This is a genomic window from Qingrenia yutianensis, assembly GCF_014385105.1.
Lineage (GTDB): Bacteria > Bacillota > Clostridia > UMGS1810 > UMGS1810 > Qingrenia > Qingrenia yutianensis.
This window is the reverse complement of the sequence record NZ_JACRTE010000002.1, coordinates 119,621-142,706: the sequence shown is the minus strand read 5'-3', so window position 1 is coordinate 142,706 and position 23,086 is coordinate 119,621. Positions and strand designations below refer to the sequence as shown.

15 protein-coding genes and 1 tRNA gene are annotated in these 23,086 nt (G+C 43.9%); 4 read left to right on the top strand and 12 right to left on the bottom strand.

What is annotated here, in order from left to right:
- The 3 genes from H8706_RS02565 to H8706_RS02555 all read left to right on the top strand — a co-directional run bounded on the left by H8706_RS02565 (position 1) and on the right by H8706_RS02555 (position 2,120).
- Positions 1-420 (top strand): aspartate carbamoyltransferase regulatory subunit, encoded by a 420-nt coding sequence (locus tag H8706_RS02565; protein ID WP_178348606.1) that lies wholly within the window; start codon positions 1-3, stop codon positions 418-420.
- Positions 421-423: 3 nt separating this feature from the next.
- A complete protein-coding gene (locus H8706_RS02560) occupies positions 424-1,242 on the top strand; it encodes a PHP domain-containing protein (protein WP_262431384.1) in 819 nt (272 codons plus the stop codon).
- A 341-nt stretch (positions 1,243-1,583) separates the two neighbouring features.
- Entirely contained in the window at positions 1,584-2,120 is a 537-nt protein-coding gene (locus H8706_RS02555) for an IS110 family transposase (RefSeq protein WP_262431383.1), read from the top strand.
- On the opposite strand, the gene H8706_RS02550 is transcribed toward H8706_RS02555, so the two are convergent.
- From H8706_RS02550 to H8706_RS02530, 5 genes are all read right to left on the bottom strand, one after another.
- A tRNA-Leu gene (locus H8706_RS02550) sits at positions 2,086-2,169 on the bottom strand. The genes H8706_RS02555 and H8706_RS02550 overlap by 35 nt on opposite strands.
- A 365-nt stretch (positions 2,170-2,534) precedes the next feature.
- Positions 2,535-6,110, bottom strand: coding sequence for a GLUG motif-containing protein (locus H8706_RS02545; protein WP_262431382.1), 3,576 nt, complete (start codon positions 6,108-6,110; stop codon positions 2,535-2,537).
- Complete coding sequence (locus tag H8706_RS02540) at positions 6,067-8,529, bottom strand: efflux RND transporter permease subunit (protein ID WP_262431381.1); 2,463 nt, start codon at positions 8,527-8,529, stop codon at positions 6,067-6,069. Before H8706_RS02540 ends, H8706_RS02545 begins: the two co-directional genes overlap by 44 nt.
- A gap of 117 nt (positions 8,530-8,646) precedes the next feature.
- The gene (locus H8706_RS02535) at positions 8,647-9,204 is read right to left on the bottom strand and encodes a TetR/AcrR family transcriptional regulator (protein WP_262431380.1); all 558 of its coding nucleotides are present in this window, start codon (positions 9,202-9,204) and stop codon (positions 8,647-8,649) included.
- A 50-nt stretch (positions 9,205-9,254) separates the two neighbouring features.
- Positions 9,255-10,793 carry a sodium:solute symporter family transporter gene (locus H8706_RS02530; RefSeq protein ID WP_262431379.1) on the bottom strand — a complete coding sequence of 513 codons (1,539 nt, stop codon included), beginning with the start codon at positions 10,791-10,793 and terminating at the stop codon, positions 9,255-9,257.
- Positions 10,794-11,015: 222 nt separating this feature from the next.
- Between H8706_RS02530 and uxaC the strand changes: the two genes are divergently transcribed.
- Entirely contained in the window at positions 11,016-12,407 is a 1,392-nt protein-coding gene (gene uxaC, locus H8706_RS02525) for a glucuronate isomerase (protein ID WP_262431378.1), read from the top strand.
- A gap of 349 nt (positions 12,408-12,756) precedes the next feature.
- Here the strand turns inward: uxaC and H8706_RS02520 are convergent, their stop codons facing one another.
- The 7 genes from H8706_RS02520 to mfd form a co-directional block, all read right to left on the bottom strand.
- Positions 12,757-13,401 carry an S-layer homology domain-containing protein gene (locus H8706_RS02520; RefSeq protein ID WP_262431377.1) on the bottom strand — a complete coding sequence of 215 codons (645 nt, stop codon included), beginning with the start codon at positions 13,399-13,401 and terminating at the stop codon, positions 12,757-12,759.
- An 80-nt stretch (positions 13,402-13,481) separates the two neighbouring features.
- On the bottom strand, positions 13,482-14,420 hold the full coding sequence (locus H8706_RS02515) for an AEC family transporter (RefSeq protein ID WP_262431376.1): 939 nt from the start codon (positions 14,418-14,420) through the stop codon (positions 13,482-13,484).
- Positions 14,421-14,430: 10 nt separating this feature from the next.
- Positions 14,431-16,839: a homocysteine S-methyltransferase family protein gene (locus H8706_RS02510; protein ID WP_262431375.1), complete on the bottom strand. Its 2,409-nt coding sequence runs from the start codon at positions 16,837-16,839 to the stop codon at positions 14,431-14,433.
- Positions 16,840-17,523 (bottom strand): vitamin B12 dependent-methionine synthase activation domain-containing protein, encoded by a 684-nt coding sequence (locus H8706_RS02505; RefSeq protein WP_262431374.1) that lies wholly within the window; start codon positions 17,521-17,523, stop codon positions 16,840-16,842.
- 4 nt (positions 17,524-17,527) lie between these two features.
- Positions 17,528-18,400, bottom strand: a complete 873-nt coding sequence (metF, locus tag H8706_RS02500) for a methylenetetrahydrofolate reductase [NAD(P)H] (RefSeq protein WP_262431373.1) — start codon at positions 18,398-18,400, stop codon at positions 17,528-17,530.
- 112 nt (positions 18,401-18,512) lie between these two features.
- Positions 18,513-19,541, bottom strand: a complete 1,029-nt coding sequence (locus tag H8706_RS02495) for a peptidylprolyl isomerase (protein ID WP_262431372.1) — start codon at positions 19,539-19,541, stop codon at positions 18,513-18,515.
- A 100-nt stretch (positions 19,542-19,641) separates the two neighbouring features.
- On the bottom strand, positions 19,642-23,079 hold the full coding sequence (mfd, locus tag H8706_RS02490) for a transcription-repair coupling factor (RefSeq protein ID WP_262431371.1): 3,438 nt from the start codon (positions 23,077-23,079) through the stop codon (positions 19,642-19,644).
- Positions 23,080-23,086: the final 7 nt, after the last annotated feature.

Sequence of the window (23,086 nt, the reverse complement as noted above, 5' to 3'; positions counted from 1 at the left end):
ATGAATATTGATTCGATAAAAAACGGCATTGTGCTCGACCACATCAAGGCGGGCAAAAGTATGGAAATTTACAAATTTTTAAATCTCGGCGAGCTTGACTGTTCGGTTGCGATTATAAAAAATGTAAACAGCCGTCTTATGGGAAAGAAAGATATTATAAAAATAGACGACGATATTGACGTTAATCTTGACGTTTTGGGATATATCGACCCGGGGATTACTGTTAATATCATCAAGGACGAAAAGCTTGTGAAAAAATGCCACCTCACACTGCCCGAAACGGTGAAAAATGTTATAAAGTGCAAAAACCCAAGGTGCATAACAACCACCGAGCAGGAAATTGAGCATATTTTCAAGCTTACCGACAGAGAAAACAAGGTTTACAGATGTATTTATTGTGAAAGTAAGGCGAAACGTTAATTTATGGAATACAGAACAAATCTTCATACTCATACCAATTTTTGCGGCGGTAATTTCAACGTGCGCGAGCTTGCCGCAAGCGCGCTTTTGAAAGGTTTTGACTCGCTCGGATTTTCCGAACAGTTATATATTGATTTCGACAAGGGAAATTCTCTTGCGCGCGAGGATGAGAAAAGCTATATCGAAAGTGTGCTGTCGCTTAAAAATGAAATGAAAGGGTATATGGATATTTACCTCGGCTGTGAGTATGATTATTTTTCGGCGGAAACCGACCTTTCGCCGTATGAATATATAATCGGTTCGGTCGGATATGTTGAAAAGGACGGCGCGCGTATTTGTGCCGACGAGGAGGAGTATTCGGTAGTACGCTTTGTCAAAGAGCATTTCGGCGGTAATTTTTATAAATACTGCAAGGCATATTACGAGAATGTTATAAAAATGTGCGGCAAGTGCGATTTCGATATTATTGCAAATTTTGACTTGGCGGCAAAGTATAACGAGGGCGATAAGTATTTCGACGAGGACGACTCGAGGTATCTTATACCAGCCATTGAGGCAATGGAAACGCTTATTAAAAAAGGTGTGATTTTTGAAATCAGTCCGCATTTTGCGTATGAAAAAGTCCGAAGGGAAATTACACCGAATAAAAATCTTATTATGGCGGTAAAAAACTACGGCGGAAGTGTGATAATCGGCAGCGGCGGAGATGATATATCGTCGCTCGGATATAAATTTGCCGATTCGGTGAAAATTGCCGAGGATTGCGGATTTACAAGTGTAAAATATTTCTCGGACGGCGAATTTTTGGATTTTCCGATATGATTTTCGCATAAGATTTCATTGTGCGGTAAAAACCGAACCTTATTTGTAAGGTTCGGTTTTTTGTATAAAGAAAACCACGCGATAGTCGCGTGGTTCAAAAAAGGTTAACCGATGAACAAAAATCCTTCTATGTGTTATAATAAGATTGACCTGTCAGTCAATAATAAAAACACATAGGAGCATTCCTGTTAAGTAACAAAAATGAGGTTTGACAAAAAGGAGCTCATCCCCTTAGAATGTAACACAGGGTCAAAGCCTTAATAAAAAGAAATCTACTACGGGAGGAACCCTAAGATGAGTATAACACAGAGTGAGAAAATAAGTCAAGTAAAAATACAACTTTGGTTATAGGAATTGATTTTTCGAGCGAAACGCACTATGCCCGTGCATTTGATTGGCGTGGTTTGGAGCTTTCAAAAGTATTCAAATTTGAAAGTACAAGTTATGGATTTGAAAACTTTTCAGAATGGCTGACTGAAATTTGTAAGACCAATCAAAAGGATAACATTATCATAGGCGCTGAGCCTACGGGACATTATTGGTTCACGCTTGCTGAATACTTGAAAGAACACGATATCAAATTTGTGTTTGTCAATCCCATGCATGTCAAACGCACAAAGGAGCTTGATGACAATCATCCGAGCAAGAACGACAGAAAAGATCCAAAAGTGATTGCCAAGCTGGTAATAGAGGGCAGATATTTAATACCGTACATTCCGGAAGATATATATGCTGAACTTCGTATTATGAACGAAAACAGAATGCGTATAAACAGGGATAGTCTCAATAAATCAAAAATCCGAACCCATTACCAACCGGTACAAGGTTCGGATTTGTACTGTTTGGTGCGGATGAAGGGACTTGAACCCCCACGATAAAATCACTAGATCCTAAGTCTAGCGCGTCTGCCAATTCCGCCACATCCGCATATTAAATTTTACCTCTTGATTTTTACACGGCAGAGGTATACCGAGGAGGAGCAGAAAAGCTTAATCCTCATATATGAAAACGGGAAACCCGTAATCAACAATAAATTCACCGAGGTGGCGGAAACAAAGTCTGTCGCGTCTGCCAATTCCGCCGCGGGCGCAAAAAACATTTTGAGTACCGGCGTTTGTACGCCAACGCTCAACTATTGTATTTTACCACACAATAACTGTTGTTGTCAAGAATTTTTACCTAAAACTTTCCGCCTTAACAAACAAAAACAACCGCCGTTTGAGGACAGCGGCGGTTGCTTCTATATCTTTAAATTTTAACGTCCGATTACCTGATATAAACTAAAAATTACATCAGCCTTTCAGAAGTTTTTTAATATCCGCTTTCGGAAGTTTCGGCAATTTCGGGAGTTTGATTTTTTTGAAAATCATTTTAAATTTTCTGCGGTTTTTGATTATAAAAGCTATAATGAGCGCTATAATGACCGCAAGCAGTGATTTTAACACAATTCCCAAAATATAGTTTTTCTGTGTTTCGTAAATTGTGAAATCGCCCGATGAAATCTCAAATTCAAGGTAACTGCCGAATTTTTTCGCTTTAAGTTTTTTTATTTTGCCGTCATATTCGGCGTACAGCTTAACCTTTTTGATGTTTTCGGACGGCAGGTAGCGGACAGTATGCTTATCGTTGTAGTCGCCGTCGATTTTTACCGTGTATGAGTCAAGAACCTTTTTCATTTTGGTGTGATTTTGACTGTTTTTTGCAATTCTTATCGACGCGGAGTCGTCAAACGCACCGCAAAGAAGCATAATTGCCTTGCCGTCTCGCGTGAGCGACGATTCTACAATGTCAATATCCCGATAGTATTCCGCTTCGATTTCCGTTTCATATTCCGGCGAGGTGAAGTCATAACTGCTCCATTTGCCGTAATAACCCTTTTTCTCGGGCACTGACGGAATTTTATCCGCGGTGATTTCTTCGCGGTATTTAAAAGGTACGGTTGCGATGAGCTTTCCGTCTGCCGTAAATTTCAAATTAAACTCGGTATCGGTATTAAAGCTCGATTTAACAAAGCTTACATAGTCGGAAATTTCGCCCTCCTGTGCCTTGCCGGTGTAGTTTATGTCGTCAAGACCGCCAAGCTCTCCGCCGACAAAAACATTGCCCGAAATCTTTGATTTATCGTCGGCATCACCTGCGATTGCGCCTGCATATTCTCCGTGTTCTTCGGCGGTTACAACAGTGTAGCAGTGCGAAACCGTATCTGCCTTTCCGGCAACACCGCCGACGTAATCATTGCCCGAAACAGTGCATTTTGCCGCAGAATTTCGTATAACCGTTTCGGACGCGCCTGCGATACCGCCGACATAGTCGCCGTCGTTCGCTTTAACCGCGCCGTAGCCCTCACAGGAGAGGACACTGCCCAAATCCATTCTGCCTACAATACCGCCGGCGTAGTTTTTAGCCGAATTAACCTTGCCTTCGTTGACGCATCGGCGTAATACGCACTTGGTCTTGTATGTGAATTTAAGCGATTTTGTGCCTCTGTCCTTAACGTCGTCCTCGGGATCAAAGTCGTATTCAACCGCCATTGAGCCGACAACACCGCCTACCGAAATATCGCCGTACACCTCGCCTCGGTTGCGCGAACCTTCAATTCGTCCCTGTGTTGTGCTTAAAATGTCAATATCGGAAACATCTTCAACAAATCCGTCGTCATCCGCCTTAATGTTGTCGTCATACGATTTTGTAAGCACACTGCGGAGCTGGCGGATTTCGTCGTTCAAGGCGTCGATTTTATCCGAAAGAATGTCTTTTTTGCCCGACAAAACATTTTTTATATTTGTAAAATCATTTTGCATATTTTTCATTTCGTCCAGAAGATTGTCAAAATCATTGCCGAAAATCTCGGACGCAACGGGCATTTTAACCGCGCCTTTTTTTGTGAAATCGTCCGCTATATCGGCAAGCTTTTTAACGCTTGACGAAAGATAATCCGTCGAGTCCGCTATGTGCGAAAGTCCCTCTTTGAGTGTGTCTGCCGCGATTTTTGCACTGTCCGAAACGTCGTCCAGCTTGTCTATCGCGTCGTCAAAATCGTCCCGCGCAAGACGAAAATAGTGGATCGCCTCGGTGAGATTGTCGAACGCCTCGGCAAATGTTTTGAATGCAGACGCAACGGTATACATATCAAAATCCTCCGCCATCATCAAAACACCGTCGCGGACGTCGCCGAGAGCGATTGCAATATTTTTGTATGCCTTTGCGAGCGCCAGAAGATTTTTGTTAAGCTCGGTAGTGTCCGCCTTGATGTATCCTTTGTCAACAAGGTCTTTTAAAATTTTTGCAATTTCGGTAATCGACGCACTGCCTTCCGAAATTCCCGTTTGAATATCGCCGATTGCGTCCCACATATCCTTTAAATTTTTAATTGCCTGGTCGCGCTGCTGAAATGCAAGACGGAGCGATTTTGACGCCGTTTGCAGTTTCTTTGAACCGCGTTCGAGTTTTTTGAGCGCGTCGGATAAATCTTCAATCGCCATAGATGTGCGGATTGACGTGCGTTCAAGGTAATACATCGCGTCGTCAAGGTGACCGTCCGACTTGTTTGCAAGATGGTATGCATCGCGCAAATCGTCCACAATATTTTTAAGCTGTTCGGCGCTTTTCTCCATAGATTTCATACCGAGCGAAAGAGCGTCACAGCCCTTTCCGGCATCGTCCAGCGCGCCTTTTGCGTCCTCAACTGCAGTGTTTAAGCGGTCGGAAATTTCATTTGCGCTGTCTGAAATTTTGTCGGCATATGTTGACATATCGTCCGACAAAACACCGGCAGACGAATTTATGCGCGAAAGGGTATCGTTTAAAGAGTCAAAGCTGTCGCCGAGAGCAGTGCCGGACAAAAGCGAGTTGTCATCGGCAATGTCCTGAATACGTCCGAAAACGTCATTGGCTTGTTCGAGCACGTCGCGCGCGTATTCAAGAATGATATACGGTTCAGCCTGACCGACAATTCCGCCGATGTCTTTTCTGCCGTTTATTGTGCCGTAGTTTGTGCAGTTGTTAAGATATCCTGCCTGACGTCCGCAGATACCGCCCGTGTTGTAGCCGACAGACTTGTATCCAACGTTTCCGCGGTTTGTGCAGTCGGAAATTTTTCCCTTTGAATAGCCGGCAATACCGCCTGTATCGGTTGCCGCCTCAAAATTTTCGGTGGAGCGCAGATTTGTAATGTCAATATCAACGTCCTGAATGGTTTTCGATTCCTCGGTGTTTTTGGTGTTTATGCCTCCTTTGTTTTCACAGTTTGATATTGTGCCGAAATTCTGACCGGCAATACCGCCTGTGTAGCTTGTTGCGATAACACTTCCGGAAAATGTGCATCCGTCAATAACACCCGAGTCGGTGACATATCCTGCAATACCGCCGACGTTTGTTTTTGCCTTTATGCTGCCTGTGAATGTGCAGTTTTTAAGCGTACCGCTCAAACTTCCGACGATACCGCCGATGTTTTTCTGCGTTCCGTCGGGGGTGATATCTCCCGAAACGTTTAAGTTTTCCACCGTTGCACCCGATTGAATATACCTGAAAAGTCCTGTTGCAGAGCCTTTTTTGTTTATTTTTATTCCCGATATTGTGTAGCCCTTGCCGTCAAAATGACCGCCGAAGATGGGAATGGGGGAGAAGTCTGTTTTCGACAGGTCTATGTCGTTTGCAAGCGTTACGGTTTTGCCTTTAGACCACGTGTCGGTTTTGCATTTTTTTACAAGGTTAAGATAGTCTTTTTCGTTTTTGATGACAATATCGGAGCTGTCTGCAAAAGATGACATAAGCGGTGCAAAAACAGAAAGGAGCATTATTACAGCGAGAACGAGCGAGATGTGTTTATTGATCGTCATTATTTTCGTCATATTTTTCATTGTTTTCATCTGCCGTATCCTCCTTTTCAATATTGTCGATGTTGACCATAGCCTCCATATCTCCGCGGACAAAACCGTGAATGTCGGCGTCAACAAAGGCGTTCACATAACCGCGTACACGGCCGTTAACCAAAAATCTGCCCGTTTCCTTGCGCACAATGTCGGGTTTTTTAATGTTAACGCCCGATTTTTCCAGAATTGTGTCGCCGAGAAGAAGAATTTCGGGAAGTACGCACATAACAAGGAACATTGATATAAGTGTTCCTCTGCAGAGCGTCTGACCGATTGAAACTATGGCAGGTTCGCTTGATAACATACTTATCAAAAATCCTGCCGCCGCAAGAATACTGCCCGAGGTAAGCACTGTCGGAAAAGCAAAGTTGAGCGACTTTTTCATAGCTTTTTTGATGTCCATATCTCCGCGAAGCTCCATATAACGGCTGGAAATTACAATCGCGTAGTCGATATTTGCGCCCATCTGAATTGAGCTTACAATTAGGTAGCTCAAGAAGAAGATGTTCGCCTTTGAAACTGTTGACCACGAGAAGTTGAGCCAAACACTGCCCTGAATTACCATAATCAAAAGCACGGGAAGTCCTGCGTTTTTGAAGGTGAAGAACAGTATTATTATTACGAACAAAAGCGACAGCACCGAAACGACGATATTATCGGTAGCAAACGACGACGCAAGGTCGTAACAGCTTGTGGAGTCGCCCACAAAGTAATATTTGTCGTAATATTTTGCGGTGATATTATGAACCGTGTCGATAAACGCAAAGGTTTCTTCGCTTTCGACGGGCAGATCAAGATATACCAGCATACGTGTGTAATTATCGCCCAAAAGCTGTTTTTTCGCCGTTTCAAGCTGAATGTGCAAATCGTCCAAATCGTCGTTTAATTCGTCGTCAAAATGCACATATCCGTCTGTTTTAAGGTCGTAAACAAATGTGAACATATCAATTATCGGCACGCCGAAATCGTTCATATTTGATAAAAGCTTGCTGTATTCCTCCTTGTCGGCGGCATACATTGTGTATAAAAGCTTAACGGTGTCAATGTCCATATCCATAAGCTCGGCAAACTGCCTTGGTGTGAGCGAGTCGGTGAGAACATATCCGTCTTTTGCCTCAATGCTGGAAAGCGACTTTATCGAGTCAACCTCGGGGTGGGTTTCAAGTTCCGCGATAAGCTGTTTTTCTTTCGCATAGTCGCCTGCCGGAATGACAAGCGCCGCCAGATTTTTTGCACCGAAATAGTCTTCTATCGTTTCTTTTGCAATCTGCGTTTCGTTTTTGCGTATCGTTTTGGACGAATTTTCATTATATGTATACGAGCAGTTTGACGATACGAAATATCCGGCTATGATTATGCCGATAAAAATCGGCGGAATGATAATTCTTAATTTGTATACCACACTGCCGAGCCAGGAAATATCGGGCAAAAGGCTTTTGTGGTGCGTTTTGTCGATGTATTTGCCCAGAAGCATAAGCAGGCACGGCATAAGCGTGAACACGCAGACAAGGCTGTAAATAATGGATTTTATAAGGCACATACCCATATCAAAGCCGATTTTAAATTGCATAAACATAAGCGCCGCAAGTCCCGATACGGTGGTGAGCGAGCTTGACGCTATTTCGGGAATTGATTTTGCAAGCGAGCGCACAACCGCGTCGTGCTGATCGCATCTTTCGCGCTCCTCGCTGTAATGGTGAATAAGAATAATCGCGTAGTCGAGCGAAAGCGCAAGCTGAAGTACGGCGGTAACCGAATTTGATACAAACGAGATTTCGCCGAAAATAAAGTTTGTGCCTTTGTTTAGTATAATTCCCACAATGAAAGTAATCAAAAGCACGGGAATTTCCATATAAGTCTGCGACGTGAGAAGAAGTACAGCGACAACGATAACCGCGACAATCGCGATAACGACCGACATTTCGTCGTTGAGCGATTTTGAGTTGTCAAAGTCGCTTTCGGAAATAAACGTGTCGTAGCCGTCAAGAACTTTTCTTATTTCCGCATAACCTTTTTTTGTGTCCTCGCTTCCGTCCTCGCTGCCGAGCGTGATGTCAAAAAGCGCACAGCCGTCCTTGTAGTGGTCTTCGGTGTCGTCAAAATCCACCATATCCACATATTTTATGTCTTTAATTTTCTCACAGAGGGCGTCCGCTTTGTCGTATGTAATGTTTGCAACCATAACACGCGAGGTTGAAAACGTTACGAATTCATCCTCCATAAGCGAGAGTCCCTGCCGTGTTTCGGTGTCGGACGGGAGGTATTCGGTAATGTCGTTGCACACCTTTACCCAGTTTTTGGAGAAAAGTGAGAAAACAACCGCGATTGCATATATAAGCATCACAATGTTGCGTTTGTCAACAATCAGCGACGCTGCCTTTTCCATAAAAGTTTTTTCGCCGGTTCCTTTTTTCATATCTTCAATGCCTTTCATAAAAATACTAAAAATGATATAATATTATATTACATTTTTTCAAAAAAATCAACAGACAAAAAAGGCTTTATGCACAAAAAAGCACATAAAGCCATAAAACTATTTTTCCGCAAGCGTTTTGAGCGCGTCGGCAATGCTGTTGTCAAACAAAATTCCCGTCTTTTCGATGATGGGTTCAAAATCGCCTTTCATATCGTTGTCAAGCCATTCCGACAAAAGGCCCATAAGCGCGCAGGTGTAAAATCCCGCAATAAAATTTTTGTCGTTTTCCGAAATGTTCAAATCTTCTGCCTGCAAGTTCACAAATTCAATTACAACATTGTAAATAATTTTTTTAAAGTATTTTACAAGATAAAACGACTTTGACGATTTGTGCAGATTTAGTATCGCGCGCCTGTTTTCTTTTGCAAACTTCGACGCGTCCGAAAGGCCTTCGTTCCAGGTTCGGTGCGTTTTGTGCGCAGTCACGATTTTCTCTGTTTCCTCTTGCAGAATTTCCTCGGTGAGCGCATAAATATCCTCAAAATTATAATAAAACGTGTTGCGGTTTATTCCGCATTCGTCGGCAATGTCCTTAACCGTTATGTTGTCAAAAAGGGTAGTGCCGAGCAAATTTAAAAAAGCCTTTTTGATTTCCGTTTTTGTATCTCTCGGCATTTTGCGCCTCCGTTTAAGAATTTTATTTATGTCAGAATTTTATGCCAAAACTATTTTTTAATGCACGAAAATACGCCGTCAATGTAGCTTGCGTCGATTTTTTTCGTAAACACGCTCACAAGCGGTGTCACAACAAACGAAATCGCCATTGCAATAACGCCCAGGTCCTGGCTGATTGCCGCCGCGGCTGCAAATCCTTCTTTAATTCCGAGCGACGACATTTTGAAAATGCTCACGCCGGCAACCGTCAAAAGACCGGATAAAAGTCCTGCCCACGCACCGCATTTTGTAATTTTTTTGCTGTAAAGTCCCCAGATGTAAGGCCCGATAAAACAGCCTGCAACAAGTCCCCACGAGAACGACATAAGCTGCATAATAAACGCGATTTTCATTGACGCGATTACAAACGAAACCGCTATAAACACAAAGCAGATGCTTCGCATTAAAATCATCTGATGTTTTTGGTTAACGTTTCGTTTTACCGCCGGCAAAAGGTCTACAACTATCGCCGAGCTTGACGTAAGCACCACTGACGAAAGGGTGGACATTGACGCTGAAAGCACCAAAAGAAGAATGAGTCCGAGAACTATGTTTGTGAAAATATTTCCCGAAAGCGCCGTGACAAGCATTGTCGGCACAACCGCGTCGTAATTTCCTCCGTCGGGGAGGGTGTTGTTTAAATAAAGACGTCCGAATGTTCCCGTAAGGTACGCGCCGATGCCGATTACAAGCGCGAAAACGGTAGAAACCACTGCCGCTTTGGGAATATCTTTTTCGTCGTTTATAGCGTAATATTTATGTATCATTTGAGGAAGTCCCCAGGTTCCCACACTTGTGAGAATTACGTTCATAGAAAGAAACGAAAGCATATTTCCGCCCGTGAGCGAAACAAGACTTTTGCCCTCGGGAACGATTTCCGAAAGCCTTCTCATACCTTCGCTAAATCCGCCGACAATCGGGTTTTTGATGACGATTGCCAACATAACAACCACGCCGACAAGCATTATAATTCCCTGAACAAAGTCGGTTACAACCGCCGCAACGTATCCTCCCAAAACAAGGTAAACCGCCGTCAAAACCGCGATTATAAGCATACATACGGTGTTTCCGTTTTCACCGAAAATCGGGAAAATCTGCGAAAACATATATCCCAAGCCTTTGTAAACCGACGCACTGTACGGCACGAGAAAAACAAATATAATTATCGCCGCGTAAATTTTCATAGCTTTTGAATTATAGCGTCCCGCAAAAAATTCGGGCATTGTGGACGCTTTCAAATGGTGCGACATAAGACGCGTTCTTTTTGCGAGCAAAAACCACGCCAAAAGGCAGCCCACAAGCGCGTTGAAAATGCCTATCCAAATTCCTGCAATGCCTACCGTCCAGCCTGTTTTGCCTGCGTAGCCGATAAAAATTACCGCCGAAAAATACGACGTTCCGTACGCAAATGCACTGATCCACGGACCGATATTTCTGCCTCCGAGCAAAAATCCCTCCATAGTGCGCGAGCGTTTGGACGTGTAAATGCCTATCGCCGCCATAAAAACCACGAAAATTGCCAATAAAACTGCCGCTACCGTTTGTGTCATAATAAACCTCCGTATCACCATACTGCCTTAAAATTTCTTTTGTGCAATGTCAAATTTTTGCACAAATCTACATTTTATATTCTACAATAAAGTTCACGATTTGTCAAACAAATTTCGAGCAATATATCAATATTTGCAATGTTTTCTGTCAATATTTTAAATGAATTTTAAAAATTATTGTGTTATATTTATAACATAGGCAACCGAAAGGAGAAGTTAACTATGAAAAAATTTATGGGAGAAGATTTTCTTCTTGAAAACGAAACCGCAAAACACCTGTACGAAGATTACGCAAAAAATATGCCGATTTACGACTATCACTGTCATCTTTCGCCCAAGGAAATTGCGGAGGATAAAAAATATGAAAACATAACCGAAATATGGCTTTACGGCGACCATTACAAATGGCGTTTTATGCGCAGTATGGGCGTTGATGAAAAATACTGCACGGGTGACGCGTCGGACTACGAGAAGTTTTTGGCATATGCAAAATGCGTGGCATATGCGGTAGGAAATCCGCTTTATCACTGGACACACCTTGAACTTCAGAGATTTTTCGGTATTTACGAACCGTTGAACGAAAAAACCGCGCCCGAAATTTGGAAAAAGGCGAATGAAATTATAAAAAGCGGTGATTTTTCCGCACAGAAACTTATCGAAAAATCGAATGTTTATCTTATCGGCACGACCGACGACCCCGTTGACAGCCTTGAATATCACGAAAAACTCAAAGATTTTTCGGTAAAGGTTGTTCCGGCGTTCCGTCCCGACAAGGCGGCGAACGTTGAAAAAAGCGACTTTGCCGATTACATAAAGCTTTTGGAAAAGGCGAGCGGTGTTAAAATTGAAAAATTTGCCGATCTTGAAAAGGCAATTTCAAGCCGTATGGATCATTTTGCAAAAATGGGAAGCAAAATTTCCGACCACGCGGTAAGCTTTGTTCCGTTTAAAAAAGCGAGTGAAGGCGAGCTTGACGAAATTCTTGCAAAAGCGCTTAACGGCGGTGAAATTTCATCGGACGACGAAGAAAAATACAAAACCGCATTTTTGACTTTCTGTGCGCGCGAATATGCAAAACGAGGCTGGGTTCTTCAGCTCCACATTGCGGCGCTTAGAAACAACAATTCGAGAATGTTTGCAAAACTCGGTGCGGACGCGGGCTTTGACTCGATAGACGACAACAAAATCGCGCAAAAACTGTCGCAGTTTATGAACGAACTTGACAAAGACGATTTGCTGCCGAAAACAGTTTTGTATTCGCTCAATCCCACCGACAACTACACAGTCGGAACAATGCTCGGAAACTTCCAGGGAGGCGGTGTGAAGGGCAAAATTCAGATGGGCTCTGCTTGGTGGTTTAACGACAACATCGACGGTATGGTATCGCAGATGAAAGCTCTCGGCAATCTCGGCGCGCTCTCGTCGTTCATCGGTATGCTCACCGACTCGCGAAGCTTTTTGTCGTATCCCAGACACGAATATTTCCGCAGAATTTTGTGCAATATCATAGGCACGTGGGTTGAAAACGGCGAATTTGCAAACGACGAAGATGTTTTGAAAGAAATAATCGAGGGCATTTCGTTTAACAACGCAAAAGAATATTTCGGAATTTAACAAAATAAACAAAATTACAAAAATTCACAAAAAAACGGTATATCAGAAAGCCCCAACCCGGTAAGGAAGCATTGCCCTGTTAAACATCTTTTTTGCGAATTTCTGCGTTAAAAAAGCTCGAAATCCGACAGGATTACTCACTTTTTTGCCTTGAACTTCGTCAAAAAATTTTGTTTTCAGGGTGCAAAGCAGTTTTGAAAATTGTAGTTTAAGCTTTAGACAAGAAAAAAAGACAACGTAATACTGACGTATACGGTGTCTTTTTGACGACGTATAAACTTAAAATACGGATTTCAAAACCAATGTTTCCTTATCGGGGTGGGACTAAAGATGTACCGTTTTTAAATTTCTAATTTTCAAAGTAGATTGACGCAATAATTTTTGTTGCTTCAATTTCGTCCCGGTCGGTAAAAACTCCGAGCGTTTTAAGCTTTTCTGCAAGCGTTGTGTCGGAATTTTTAAGCTTTGCGCCCAGAATGTCATACAAAATTGAAACCGTGTCGCGCCGTTTAAAATCCTTTTCGTCAACCTTTGCGGAAATGATTTTTTTATCATATGCAAATTTTAAAGCGCTGTCAACGTCGAAATCGCCGTTTGCGTCGTCGTAGCCGAGCGCACGGAGCGCGAATGCTGCAAATTGGTCGGCGGTAAGCGGTTCGTCGGTGCCGAATTCGTTTTCGGATACTCCGCTCGTGATTGACGAGGCATAGGCATATCCTGCATATGCGCCTGCCCAGTCGGGAACGTCGGAAAACGGGTGATGAAGATTTTTCTCAAGCGCCGTCTGCTCACTGCCCGTAAGACGGAGCATAATTATAACCGCCTCAATTCGGGTGGGGTAGCTGTCGAGCCTGAAACCGTCTTCGTCGCCCTTTAAAATGTTAAGCTGTGACAAAACTTCTGCCTTTTTAGCGTCGTACGATATGCCGTCCGCACCGAGCGCAGATGTGAAAATCAGCGCGGTAAAAAGCAGTGCCGATATAATTTTTTTCATAATTTTTAATCCTTTCAAAATAAAACTTACAAAATATTGTATCACAAATTTTCAAAAATTGCAAACATACAAAAAAGGACTTATATAAGCATAAGTCCTTTTAATATCAAAATCCATATAAAAACCGTAAAAACCGACAAAACCGAGCCGAGCACGATAAGCTGACCGGCAAGTGCGCCGTCGCCATCCATCTGTTCTGCCATTATAAACGACGAAACCGCCGCGGGCGAGGCGAAAAGCACCATAAGCGCAACCATATCACCGCCTCGGAAGCCGAGTGCCGACGCAAGCGGTAAAAATATTGCAGGCACGATTACAAGACGTCCTAAAAGACCGGCAATGAGCTCTTTTGTATAGCCTTTCACCGAGCCGAACGTAAACGACGCACCGAGAAGAATGAGCGCGAGCGGATTTGTGATTTTTGTTATATCCGAAATGCACTTGTTTAAAAGTGGCGGAATTTGAATGTTAAGTCCCGCAAAAATCAGTCCCAATGCCGACGCGATTATGAGCGGATTTGTTATAACTCCCTTTATAATCTGCAAAACGTTGATTTTTGAACCGCGGAAAATTTCCATTGTTATAACCGCCAGAACGTTGAACGTCGGCGCGATTACCGCGATAAGGAGCGACACCGAGCCGATATCCTCGGGATTGCACAGCGACATTGCAACGGGCATACCGAAAATTATAAAATTACTGCGGAAAATGCCCTGAATAAGCGCACCGCGCCTTTTGTTGTCCTTTTCAAACCGCGGAACAATAATGAGCAAAATGAGAAAGCACGCTGCAATGCTTAACACCGAGTAGCTTATAAGTTTCGCATCAAAAGCGGTTTTCACGTCGGTTGTGCAGACGTTGTAAAAAAGCAGTAATGGCAGAAAAACCTTAAAAACGCTTGCATTCATTTTTTTGACGGTTGTATCGTCAAATATGCCTGCACGTTTCATTGTGTAGCCCAGCGCGAGATTTACAACTATCGGAAATATCACCTCTAAAGCAAGTAAAAAATTCTCCATTATCAACACCTTATTTCAAAATCTGTATATCAACGTCCGACGCATAGCGAACAGTTTCCATAGCGTCTTTCGCGTATTTGTCGGCGCCCAGCATATTTGCGTATTCTTCGGTCAAAACCGCACCGCCGACCACAATTTTGCAGTCGGGCTTAACCTTTCGGACAAGCTTTATCGTTTCCTCCATTGCAGGCACGGTGGTGGTCATTAGCGCGCTCAATCCCACGATAGGCGCGTTTTCGCTCACGGCGGTTTCGGCTATGATTTCGGGCGCAACGTCCTTGCCGAGGTCGATAACGTCGAAATCGTAGTTTTCAAGAAGTACCTTCACAATATTTTTGCCTATGTCGTGAATGTCGCCTTTCACCGTTGCAAGAACGAATTTACACCGTTTTTCGCGCTTTTCTCCGCTCGATAAAATGCTTGTTTTTATAACGTCGAATGCCGACCGCGCCGCCTCCGCGCTCATCAAAAGCTGGGGCAGAAACGCCTCTTTTTTCTCGAATTTAACACCCATTTCGTCAAGCGCGGGAATTATGCTTTCGTCAATTATTTTAAGTGCGTCCTGCGATTTTAAGAGATTTTGCGCACATAGCGACGCGTCGTCTTTAAGACCTTTCAAAACCGCGGTTTTAAGCGTGATTTCACTGTTCTGCGCCGTTTTTTGGGGCGCACTGTTCTCTGCCTCAGCCGTTTTTGACGCATACGAAATGTATTTTTCAAAATTTTCGTCCATAGCCGAGAGCGCACGGAACGCAAAATATGCGTTCATCATATCGGCGGAGTGGGGATTTATAATCGCCGCGTCAAGACCGTTTTGCATTGCCATTGTGAAAAACGACGCGTTGATAATCGGACGTTTCGGCAGTCCGAACGAAACGTTTGAAACACCGAGGCTTGATTTAAGTCCCGATTTGCGCAGGGTTTTTATACATTCGAGCGTGACGAGCGCGCCGTTTTTTTCAGAACTTACCGTCATTGCAAGAGGGTCGAAAATGATGTCTTTTTCGCTGATGTTATATTTTTTCGCCTCGCCGATTATCTTTCTTGCGATTTTCATTCTTCCGTCGGTGTCCTGCGGTATTCCGCCCTCATCGAGCGTCAGCGCGATAATCACACCGCCGTATTTTGCCGCGAGAGGGAAGATTTTATCCATAACCTCCTGTTTGCCGTTGACCGAGTTTATAAGCGCTTTTCCGTTGTATATGCGAAGCGCCTTTTCCATTGCCTCGGGGTCGGAGGTGTCTATCTGGAGCGGTAAATCGGACACCGTCTGTATCAGCGATACTGCGTTTAAAAGTGTTTTAACCTCGTCGATTTCGGGCAGTCCCGTGTTTACGTCAAGCACGTTTGCGCCGTCCTCCTGCTGTGAAACCGCCTCTTTCAAAAGGTAGTCAAAATTTTTTGATTTTAACGCCTCTTTCATTGCTTTTTTGCCGGTGGGATTTATCCTTTCGCCGATTAAAACAGGAATTTTTCCAAATTCAACCGTGCGTGTGTAAGACGAAATAACAGTGTAATTTTTCTTTTGCACGGGCGAAAATTCAATTTTTTCCGTCAATGCTTTCATTTCTTTTATATATTCGGGAGTAGTTCCGCAGCAGCCGCCGAGGATTGACGCGCCCATTTTTGCGATTTTTTCCATAGACCGCGCAAAATCCGCGCTTGAAACGTCGTATTCCGTTTTTCCGTTACGCACAACGGGCAGTCCTGCGTTCGGGTTTACAATCACGGGCGTTGACGAATATTTCAAAATTTCTTGGATAATGGGCATCATTTTTTCGGGACCCAAACTGCAGTTTATTCCCAATGCGTCAACGCGCAAGCCTTCGAGCAGTGCGACCATTGCGGACGGCGATGCTCCCGTCATAAGCTTTCCGCTTTCGTCGTATGCGTTTGTCGCAAAAACGGGCAGTGACGAATTTTCTTTCGCCGCCAAAACCGCCGCTTTTGTTTCGTACGCGTCGTTCATTGTTTCCGTCAAAATCAAATCCGCACCGTATTTTACGCCGAGTTTCACAGTTTCTGCAAAGATTTTTACCGCGTCCTCAAAGTCAAGGTCGCCGAGCGGTTTTAGAAGCCTTCCCGTCGGACCTATGTCGAGGGCAACGTATTTTTCCTGTACGCCGAACGTTTTTATCGCGTCTTTTGCGTTTTTGAGCGCCGACGATATGATTTCTTCAAGCGAATATCTGCCGTTTTTACCGTCAAATTTAAGGATATTTGCGCCGAATGTGTTTGCGGTAATGATGTCACTGCCCGACTTTAAATAGTCGAGGTGCATTTGTTTTACCGTTTCCGCATTGGTGATGTTCCATATTTCGGGCATTTCGCCCGGTTTTAAACCGCGCGCCTGAAAATACGTTCCGCTTCCGCCGTCAAAATATAATCGCTGATTTTTGATTTTTTCGGTTAAGTTCATTTAATTCTCCTGTTCAAAACAAGTTTTCTTCTTTCTGAAAGCACAGTTTTTCAAATCGCACGCCGTACAGCCGACGCCGGTGCAGTTTTCCCTGTTTTCGCCAAGCCCGACAAATGCCGTGACCGATTTTGTGGGGGTGAGCATAAGCGAGTCGGTGAGGGTAAGTCCGATTTTTCGGTTGCAGTCAAGAACCGATATTATGTCTTTTTGGATTGACAGCGAAAGGCCGCCGTAACCCGGACTGAACCGCGGACGAAGATACATCGGCGCTTTTTCCGACGCTAAAATTTCGCAGATGTTGTTGCACCATTCCTCAATCGCCGCCGCGCCAGTGCTTTGCGCGATAAGCGCGCTTGCAGGCGATATAAGCGAGCATTTCTGCAAATAGCGGTCGGTTTCGATACCGAGCGTCGCGGCAAAAATCACAACGCGTCTGCAGCCTGCGAGATTTTTTGCAAGCTTTTGAGATTTCACCTTTGCAAAGCCGAAATCAAGCGTTTCACCGTCCGATTTTACATCAAATTCGTCATAACACGCTTTGCACGATATTTTCGGCAAAAGCTCGGTTAAGCATTTTTCAACCGCAAAATTGAGTGTTTCACCGTCCGCACCGCCAGCGTAGCGAATGATTTCACTTTTTGGAATATTCAGTTTTTCGCCGCCGCAGTGCAGTATTTTAAGCATTGTTTCAATCCTTTTTCAATATAATTTCCGATAAGTTTTGCTGAATTTTTTCCGCTACGTCGGGCTTGTTCATAGAATAAACGTGCACCGCATTGACGCCGTTTGCAAAAAGGTCGATAATCTGCTCAGTCGCGTATGCAATTCCCGCCTGTTTCATAGCGGACGGCTTGTCGCCGAAACGGTCTACAATGCTTTTAAACCTCTGGGGAAGATACGTTCCCGAAAGAGAGCAAATTCTCTTTATCTGCTTGCCGTTTGTGACAGGCATAATGCCGGCAACAATCGGCACGGTAATGCCTACTTCGCGGATTTTATACAAAAACGAATATAAAATATTGTTGTCAAAAAACATCTGCGTCGTGAGAAATTCGCATCCGGCATCCACCTTTTCTTTAAGATGCTTAATTCCGTCCGCAACGCTTAAATCCTCGGGGTGACCCTCGGGATAGCACGCACCGCCGACGCAGAAATCGCCGTATTTTTTGATGTCCGATACAAGCTGCGACGCATATTTGTATTCGCGGTTTTCGTTTTCAAAACCGCTCGGAATGTCACCGCGGAGCGCGAGAATGTTTTCAATTTTTTTATCTTTAAGGGAGAAAAGCGTGTTTTCAACCGTCTTTTTGTCCGAGCTTACGCAGGTTAAATGCGCAAGCGGAGTTACGTCGTGTTTTGTGAGAATATCCTCTGCAATATCGGCGGTATATTTGCTCGTTCCTCCGCCCGCACCGTAGGTTACGCTCATAAAATCGGGTTTAAGACTTGCAATTTTTTCCGCGGCGAATTTCACACTGTCGTATGTGTCGCTCGTTTTGGGCGGAAACACTTCAAACGAAAGTGTAGGTCTTTTCTCTGCAAAAATTTGTGAAAGCTTCATCTCTTGTCCCTCCTGATGATTAAACCTATCTTAAATTATAGTATTTTTTTGCCGAAATGTCAACAAAAAAGGCCGTTTCATTCCGTGAGGAGAAACGACCTTGTTTCATATATCAGTTTTCTTTAATTTTTGATAGTGCTTTTTCGTCAATGGATACTTCCATATCGGCTTTCCATTTGTCGATTTGTTCTTCAAAAACCTTGTTCTGCATTTCTTTAACTTTGCTGTCAATATCCGACTGCGAGATGGTGAGCGGAACTCTTTTTATAATGTGATAGCCGAAATTCGATTCCACAATACCGCTTACTTCGCCCTCTTTAAGCGCAAATGCCGCCTCCTCAAACGGAGCAACCATTTCGCCTTTGCCGAATGTGTAGCCGTCGGGATTTTGTGCAAGACCGGGGTCTTCAGAAAGCTCCTGCATAAGCGCATCAAAGTCTGCGCCCGACTTGATTTTTTCAAGCGTGCCCTCTGCATTTTTCTTTACTTCCGCTTTTTTAGCGTCGTCGTATGACTGACCTGTCTGCGAATCAACGGTGGAGAACAAAATGTGTTTTGCGGTGATTTTCTCACCGTTTTTGAGTTCTTCCTCCGCTTTCTTTTCGTCAATTTTATATTCGTCGCCTTTTGAAACCTCGCTGTAAAGCTTTGACGAAATGAGCGATGCGGTAAGCGCTTTGTCATATGCCGTTTCGGTTGTGTTCATCTCTTTAAGATGATTTATAAAGTTCGACTTTGAACCGTAGCTTTGCTGAATTGTAGAGGTTTTGTAGTCGCTGATTTGCTTTTTGTCGTCCTCGGTTAAGGTGATGCCCATTTTCTCGGCGGTTTTGGTCTGCACAACCGCGTTAACAGCTTCGTTAAGCGCTCTTTCCTTTGCAACGGTCAGTGCGTTTTTGCCTTCAATTTCAGTAGATTTCCAAAAATTCGCAACCGCGTCGCTGTCGCTCGTGTTAATTCCTGCCTCGGAGAGCATACTTGACTGAACTGACGGGAAATACTGGTAAAAATCGTCTGCCGTAACCGTTTCGCCGTCTACGGTTGCAAGCGAGGTTGTTTTTGTAACCGCACACCCTGCAAGGCTTGCCGAAAGCACGAACACCGCAAGCGCGGACGCGGCAAATCTTTTAAAATTTTTCATAATACTCAATCCTTTCGTATGTACGGCGCAAGATCAGGAGCTCTGATGCCTGCACGCCAAAAATTATACAAAAAATTTCACAAGCATAGTATAACTTATATCATACACAAGATGTGAGTTTTGCAAGCTTTTGTAATATAATTTTAATATTTGAAAGTATATCCTCACTGCATTTGCTCGAAAGATACGACTTCTCGCCCGACGAAAACATAAGCTTTAACGACTTGTCGGCGAGAATATCGACGATAACTTTCGGGTTGACGTTATCTTCAATGGTGAAGTTGATAAATCCGTCCTTTTGCGTAACGTCCGAAATTCTTAAAGTTTGGCAAAGCGATTTTATATATGCAATGTCAATAAGATTTTCAACGTTTTTGTCAAACGTGCCGAAACGGTCGATAAGCTCGTCGGTGATGAGCGACATATCTTCTTCGTCGGATATTGAGGCAATTTTTTTGTAAATGTCCATTCTGAGGTTTTCGTCCTCAATATATGTTTTGGGAATGTACGCGCTTAACTTAAGGTCGATGTTAACGTCAAACGCAATCTGCGCTTTTTCGCCTTTTAACTCCGCAACCGCGCTTTCCAAAAGCGAGCAGTACATATCGTAGCCGACAAGGTTCATATTTCCGTGCTGTTGTTTTCCCAAAAGATTGCCCGCACCGCGAATTTCAAGGTCGCGCATTGCAATTTTAAATCCCGAGCCGAACTCGGTAAATTCCTTTATTGCCTGAAGCCTTTTCTGCGCGGTTTGGTCGAGAACCTTGTTTTTTTCGTAGGTGAGGTACGCATATGCAAGACGATTTGAACGTCCCACGCGTCCTTTGAGCTGATAAAGCTGTGAAAGTCCCATTTTATCGGCATTTTCAATAATTATCGTATTAACGTTTGCAACGTCAAGACCTGTTTCTATAATGGTTGTGCAAACGAGAATGTCAATGTCGCCGTTTAGAAAATCTATCATAATTTCTTCAAGCTGTGTTTCGCTCATTTTGCCGTGCGCCGAAACAACACGCTTGCCGGGAAACATTTTTTGTATTTCGCTTGTTTTAAGGTCGATATTTTCCACGCGGTTGAAAAGATAGTACACCTGACCTCCGCGCGCCATTTCGCGCTCTATTGCGTTTTGTATAACCGCGTCGCTGCGCTCCAAAACGAATGTCTGCACAGGATAGCGGTTTTGCGGCGGTTCGGTTATTACGCTCAAATCGCGTATGCCGATAAGCGCCATATTAAGCGTCCGCGGAATGGGCGTAGCGCTCAATGTAAGAACGTTTACGTTGCTTTTAAGTTTTTTAATTGTTTCCTTGTGTCCGACGCCGAAGCGCTGTTCCTCGTCGATTATAAGGAGTCCGAGATTTTTAAATCCGACGTCCTTTTGCAAAAGCCTGTGCGTGCCGATAACAACGTCAACTTCACCGCTTTTGAGTTTTTTTATGATTTCCGCCTGCTGTTTTTTTGTGCGGAAACGCGACAGCATTTCAACACGTATGGGGTAGTTTTCCATACGAGACTTAAACGTGTTGTAATGTTGCTGTGCAAGCAGGGTTGTAGGGACAAGATACGCAGCCTGAAAGCTTTCTTCAACGCATTTGAACGCCGCGCGGAGTGCAACCTCGGTTTTGCCGTAGCCGACGTCACCACACAAAAGACGGTCCATACATTTGCCGTCCTCCATATCCTTTTTAACCTCGGCAATGCACCGCAGTTGGTCGGCAGTTTCCTCATACGGAAAATTGTCCTCAAATTCTTTTTGCCAAGCCGAGTCTGGCGCAAAAACGTGACCTTTGATTTTACTGCGTTCCGCATACAGCTTAATAAGGTCGTCGGCAAGCTCCGCCACGCTTTCTTTAACGCGCGCGGTGGTTTTCTGCCAGTCCGTTCCGCCAAGCTTGTTGAGTTTTACGTTTTTCGCCTCCGCGCCGACGTATTTGTGCAAAAGGTCAAGCTGGTTTGTGGGAACGTACAGATAATCGCCCGAACGGTATTTTATTTTGATGTAGTCGCGCACAATGCCCTCAACGTCAAGCTCCTTTATGCCGACAAACTGACCTATTCCGTGCGTGTTGTGCACCACATAGTCGCCGTTTTTGAGTTCGTCGAAGCTTTTTATCGCATTGCGCTTGTTTTTCGCCTTAACCTTGCGCTTTTTCTGCACGGTATATGATGAATTGTCACTTAAAAATACGCATCTTACGGACGGATATTCAAAGCTTTTTTCAAGCGCGCCGACGCATATGAAAATCTCGCCTTCTTCGGGAAGATTGTCAGAGCTGTCGCACAAAACCGCTTCAATTCCGTATTCAAAAAGCGAATTTTTCACGGTTTTTGCCTTGTCCTCACTTGACAAAAACAGCATAATGCGGTAATTCCTGCTTTTCCAGTATTTTAAATCGTCCACCAGAAATTCGCTTTTTCCGCTGTATGACGGCAATGTTTTTGCCGCAACGTTGACAAGCTCTTTTGTCGGAATGTCAAGCTGAAAATGTGACACCGCGTTTAGAAGCACAAATGCGTGATTTGTTGAATTTAAAATAACACTGTCGGCATCAAGCGTGTATTCGCCCCTGATTTTCGGGAAAAGTCCTTTTTCCAGCATAGACGAAATAATTTCGTGCTGTTCTTTTTCGCAGGTGCGCGCTCTGTCCAGCACGCGCGCGGGTTCGTCTGCAAATATTATAAAATCCGCGCCGATGTAGTCGAAAAGGGTGGGGAGTTTATCGTAAAAATACGGAATATATTTGTCAAGCGACGGGAAATATCCCTCGTTTTCAAGCTTTTGCGCGTCGGACAAAAGATTTTCGTTCTTTTGCGCCTTGATTTTTTTCAGCACGTTTTTCTTGGTTTCTTCGTCAAAAATCAGCTCGCGCGCAGGGTAAATTTCAAATTTGTCAATGCTCTCGAGCGACATCTGCGTTAACGGGTCAAAGCTTCGCATTGTATCTATTTCGTCATCGAAAAGTTCAATTCGCGTGCCGTAAATATCACCCGGCAAAAATATGTCGATTATCGAACCGCGGATTGAAAACTGACCGTGGCTTTCAACCTGCGAAACGCGTTTATAGCCTGTTTCGGCGAGCGTTTTCACAAGTGCGGAAACGTCGATAATATCGCCGGCGGAATAGGTTTTGCTGTAGAAATCGAAAATTTCTTTTTTGACGGTGTACTGCATAATTGCCGCCGCGCTTGTGACGATATATTTTGCGTTTTTTATGTTTTTTATAACGTTAATTCTCTCTGCCTCGATTTCTCTCGTGGATACGTCAACGTCGTAGAAAACATATTCTTTTGCGCGGAAAAACAAAACGTTTTCACCGCTCATAGATGAAATATCGGCGTAAATTTCCTTTGCCGAGAGTTCGTCCGAAGCGATTACAAGCGCCTTTTTGCCGGTGTTTTCGGCAAACGAATATATAAGCTGATTTTTTTCCGAGCCCGTCGCGCCCGAAACCGAAATCGGAGTTTTGCCCGATTTTAAGGCATTTTCCGCGGCGCAAAGTTCGGGATAAAGCTTGTTTAATTTTGCGAGTGCTTTCATTTGTAAC

Excerpts from the sequence above, each read along its gene's own strand:
- H8706_RS02565 (WP_178348606.1), top strand. The coding sequence starts at position 1 with ATGAATATTGATTCGATAAAAAACGGCATTGTGCTCGACCACATCAAG.
- H8706_RS02560 (WP_262431384.1), top strand. The coding sequence starts at position 424 with ATGGAATACAGAACAAATCTTCATACTCATACCAATTTTTGCGGCGGT.
- H8706_RS02545 (WP_262431382.1), bottom strand. The coding sequence starts at position 6,110 with ATGAAAACAATGAAAAATATGACGAAAATAATGACGATCAATAAACAC.
- H8706_RS02540 (WP_262431381.1), bottom strand. The coding sequence starts at position 8,529 with ATGAAAAAAGGAACCGGCGAAAAAACTTTTATGGAAAAGGCAGCGTCG.
- H8706_RS02535 (WP_262431380.1), bottom strand. The coding sequence starts at position 9,204 with ATGCCGAGAGATACAAAAACGGAAATCAAAAAGGCTTTTTTAAATTTG.
- H8706_RS02530 (WP_262431379.1), bottom strand. The coding sequence starts at position 10,793 with ATGACACAAACGGTAGCGGCAGTTTTATTGGCAATTTTCGTGGTTTTT.
- uxaC (WP_262431378.1), top strand. The coding sequence starts at position 11,016 with ATGAAAAAATTTATGGGAGAAGATTTTCTTCTTGAAAACGAAACCGCA.
- H8706_RS02520 (WP_262431377.1), bottom strand. The coding sequence starts at position 13,401 with ATGAAAAAAATTATATCGGCACTGCTTTTTACCGCGCTGATTTTCACA.
- H8706_RS02515 (WP_262431376.1), bottom strand. The coding sequence starts at position 14,420 with ATGGAGAATTTTTTACTTGCTTTAGAGGTGATATTTCCGATAGTTGTA.
- H8706_RS02510 (WP_262431375.1), bottom strand. The coding sequence starts at position 16,839 with ATGAACTTAACCGAAAAAATCAAAAATCAGCGATTATATTTTGACGGC.
- H8706_RS02505 (WP_262431374.1), bottom strand. The coding sequence starts at position 17,523 with ATGCTTAAAATACTGCACTGCGGCGGCGAAAAACTGAATATTCCAAAA.
- metF (WP_262431373.1), bottom strand. The coding sequence starts at position 18,400 with ATGAAGCTTTCACAAATTTTTGCAGAGAAAAGACCTACACTTTCGTTT.
- H8706_RS02495 (WP_262431372.1), bottom strand. The coding sequence starts at position 19,541 with ATGAAAAATTTTAAAAGATTTGCCGCGTCCGCGCTTGCGGTGTTCGTG.
- mfd (WP_262431371.1), bottom strand. The coding sequence starts at position 23,079 with ATGAAAGCACTCGCAAAATTAAACAAGCTTTATCCCGAACTTTGCGCC.